The 3,251-nt window shown below is 52.9% G+C and carries 2 protein-coding genes and 1 pseudogene; 1 reads left to right on the top strand and 2 read right to left on the bottom strand.

Features of this window, described 5'->3' with window-relative positions; all coding sequences use genetic code 11:
* Positions 1 to 1,057, top strand: a pseudogene (locus tag CA85_RS24550) (ISKra4-like element ISRma1 family transposase); the annotation flags it as partial.
* 170 nt (positions 1,058 to 1,227) lie between these two features.
* On the opposite strand, the gene CA85_RS24555 reads toward CA85_RS24550, so the two are convergent.
* Together CA85_RS24555 and CA85_RS24560 are read right to left on the bottom strand one after the other, a co-directional pair.
* On the bottom strand, positions 1,228 to 2,556 hold the full coding sequence (locus tag CA85_RS24555) for a hypothetical protein (protein ID WP_146394375.1): 1,329 nt from the start codon (positions 2,554 to 2,556) through the stop codon (positions 1,228 to 1,230).
* 67 nt (positions 2,557 to 2,623) lie between these two features.
* Positions 2,624 to 2,914: a hypothetical protein gene (locus tag CA85_RS24560; RefSeq protein ID WP_146394377.1), complete on the bottom strand. Its 291-nt coding sequence runs from the start codon at positions 2,912 to 2,914 to the stop codon at positions 2,624 to 2,626.
* Positions 2,915 to 3,251 lie beyond the last annotated feature (337 nt).

The raw sequence follows: 3,251 nt of genomic DNA on the forward strand, positions 1-3,251 counted from the left end.
CGGTCGACACGATGGAGCAGGTCAATCTCAGCATGGGCGTCGACGCTGGCGAGTTCTTGGACCAGCTTCCTCAACCCGACCCACAGAAAGAAGCGGAGTTCCTCGTCGCGACGGCGGACTGCAAAGGTGTGCCGTTGCTGAAAAAGGATGCCGCAAAAGTGAAAGCCTTTCAAACCGCCAAGAAACGTCCTGGCAATCGACGTATGGCAACTGTCACGAGTCTTTACAGCGTCGATCCCTATCATCGCACGGCCGAAGATCTGCTGGCCGCACTCTTTCGAGAACAGCCCACTGAGGTCGACGCATCGACAGATTCAACGGCTCGTCCCGAACCGAAGTTCAAGCACACGACGGCACACTTTCCAACGGTTGCCATCGACGGGGAAGACGATGAGGAGATTCAGATCAGCGGAATTCATCAGGGTTTGGGCTGGCTCAGCAGCGAAGTGCAATCACGTCGAGCCAAAGATCAGAAGTTGATTGTCTTGATGGATGGGCAGGAGGCATTGTGGGACACCTCAGCGATGCACTTTTGTGATGAACAAACCGTCGAGCTACTCGATTATTTGCACGTAGCGGTTTACGTTTGGGCAGCCGCAGCGTTGTTTCACCAGAGCAGTGAGATGAAAGAGGCTTTCACCTACGATCGTCTGGCGCGGTTACTTGCTGGCGACGTCAAGGGCGTCATCCGGGGCTTGCGTCGCATGGGTTCGCTCCACAAGCTCGCCGGAGGATCCGCAGAGGATTGCGCACGAATCACGGGGTATCTTGAAAAGCACGCTGCGAGAATGAAGTACGATGAGTACCTCGCAATGGGCTACCCCATTTGCTTTGGCGTGATTGAAGGCGCGTGTCGGCACTTAGTGAAAGATCGAATGGAACGCAGTGGGATGCGTTGGTCTCTTGAGGGTGCTCGAGCATGCTGCATGTTCGAGCCGCATATCAAAGCGATTACTGGAACCAATTCCATGACGAACGCAAAGCAAGGATCATGGACCGCACACACACCAACCGATCTCTTGTCGCACCCTACAGACCGCCGGCACTCGCGTGTTGACCGGCGGAACGCCGGTCACACCCTTTTTGAACGATCACTGGATACGAGAGCCATGCCTCAAAAAACCTTCCGCTGTGCTCTGCGCACGATTCCGTCGGATGAACTGTTTTTAAGCCAAGTGTCGGGTATCGCGTTTACGCGAAGTCAAATCCTTATTGGCACGATAATTTCTATCGTTGCCAGCCTTCGATCTTAAATATTCCTTCGGCGAGCTTGCGTTCAGTCTCGCCCGAGTCGGGTTTGAACCAGACTTCGAAACGGGCGGCGTAGGGATTGCCCCAATCGCCTTCGTAGATCGTGAACCCAGCCTTGGAACCGAATCGCTCTGCGGGATCAATGGACCACGTCATTCGAGTTTTCGATGCATTTTCAAGCCGATCAACCGATAGTGGTGTGCCCTTAGTAACTTCGAACGCCTTGAGATAGACCAATCCAGGTTCCCCAGGATTGATCGAATAGACGACTCGGTAGATTCCCGGCTGCATGCCTGTTAGCAATCGGAAGGGACTGCCGTCCTCGCCGGCGAGGCGACTTGCCAGCTCACGAGATCTGGCTTGCGCTGCTGCTAATGCGTCATCAGGATTCCTTAGGAACTCCGAAAACTCGTCCTCCAACGCAGTCACGGTGGCTTTCGTCACACGCCTTTCAAGCTTGTCAGATTGCTCAAACACTTCCACCCACACTCCACCGCACTCTATCATTACTCGACTCTCATGTAGGTTGTTTCCCCGGGCCATCTGTGGCTCAATCGGTTCCCTTGCCTCCTGAACGTGCTGCACTGTGTACCTGCTCCATTGCTTGCGATCTAGACATAGGAGGCAGCGGGTCTGAAATCCGGAATCGCCATCGAATTCTGAGATGTAACCGTGCAATGTGTCTCGCGGTTCTCCTACATAACTCCAGCGTCTGGAGGCAAAGCGATGTCCTTGCTCCATAAACACATGCCAGTCCGGAGACGCCTCGATATAGTCACGAAAGGTATCGAAGTGATCTGTTGACGCCTTGCGTAGCGAGGGCATGTTCGGAGCAAACTCCGTTGCATCGTTGCCTGGAACAGCTAAAGCAGCGCGGACGATGCCTTGTAGTGCATCGCTTCCTGAGAGTGTGCTTACACCCCAAACATCAGTAGCATCCGGCTCCGGGTCGGAAATCTCGATGCCTTCAGGAATCGTCAGGTCGTCTGCAAATCCGTCTTCGCTAGGGCCAAACATTGATGCGAACATCAGGAAACCGAAGGCGAATACGGTAGCCACACCACTGACAAAAAACAAAAGCAGATTGGTAACACCGAGTCTCCATCGCTTCCTAGACAGGTTCCAGATGGAGGCCGCAAGGAGCGCCAGAAATGCGAATCCGCCAACGCAAAGCAGCACATTGACCACAATATCCAGCGGCTTCCATTGCGATAATGCTGTGATTGTGAACGCGACGAGAAGGCAGATATACACGAGTGCAGGCAACCATCCACTATTAAAATATTGTGTCAACAGCTTCTTCATATTTCGTCATCCAACGGCGGGGTTGACCGAGTCGCGGCGATGGTTTTTCCATTGTTGAAACGCGCGGCTATCGCGACTTCAGTTCATCGATTGATTCGTTTCTTTTCTTCCATTTCCATGATGCAGCCAATTGAGTGAGCGCTTCATCAACCGTGCCAACGTGCTGGGCACCGGCCATGAGCATCACCACACGTCCATCAGTTACGACAACAATACAATCGATCGGCTGGACGCGACTTGGATTCGGCTTGCCCTTTACGCGATACGCTGGCTCACCATCGAGCTTGATGGGGTTGTCAATCAACTTTCCGTTCCATTTTTTCGCCAGAGCCTCTGCCATTCCTTTCGATGTTGGCACGACAGGTTTCCCAGCATCGACAGAGATCATTTTTGTAATTTGCGGGTAAGTCTCCCCTTCTTGGGTCAGAATCGCATATGTCGGCTTGTCACTTCGATTGGGATTCCAGCCCTTAGGCGTCGTGAATGTTGCGAATCCAATATCGCAAACGTATCGCGAAGGGTCATCTGGAGCACGCTTGACGCTGAAACCGCCATCGTCCTGTGAATAGGTTCTTCTCGGAATTTAGTGGCAGATAGCCGATTTTAGCTGGTTTTTGTAAACTGGTGGGATGAACAGTCTCAACGAACATTACCGTGATCTTCTTGGCCTCGATGATTCTTGGACAGTGTCCAAG

Origin of the sequence: Allorhodopirellula solitaria (assembly GCF_007859855.1) — a bacterium.
Lineage (GTDB): Bacteria > Planctomycetota > Planctomycetia > Pirellulales > Pirellulaceae > Rhodopirellula > Rhodopirellula solitaria.

Coding starts and splice junctions, on each gene's coding strand:
- CA85_RS24555 (WP_146394375.1), bottom strand. CDS start 2,556: ATGAAGAAGCTGTTGACACAATATTTTAATAGTGGATGGTTGCCTGCA.